At 58.3% G+C, this 240-nt stretch carries 1 pseudogene; it reads left to right on the top strand.

Annotated features, from left to right (window positions below):
• Window positions 1-96: 96 nt before the first annotated feature.
• Window positions 97-240, top strand: a pseudogene (locus SB822_RS60410) (ABC transporter permease); the annotation flags it as partial.

Below are 240 nucleotides of genomic sequence, written 5' to 3'. Positions count from 1 at the left end.
GATCTGATCGTGATGCTCACTTACTACCGGGTTCTGGAACGCAGGTACACCAGAAGCCTCGGTTGATACAACGTACAACGGCTGCGCGAGAACATCATGAGAAAGAACGGTCCTGTTGCGCTGATTTTCCACACGCTCGTCATTGCGTTCGTGCTCGCGCCGCTCGTGATCGTGGTGCTGGTTGCGTTCACGCCCGACGAAACGCTCACGTTGCCGACGCACGGCGTGTCGCTGCGCTGG

It is taken from the genome of Paraburkholderia sp. SIMBA_054 (assembly GCF_046534875.1).
Classification (GTDB): Bacteria; Pseudomonadota; Gammaproteobacteria; order Burkholderiales; family Burkholderiaceae; genus Paraburkholderia; species Paraburkholderia hospita.
The sequence above is the reverse complement of the archived record's forward strand: the minus strand, read 5'-3'. Positions and strand labels throughout refer to the sequence as shown.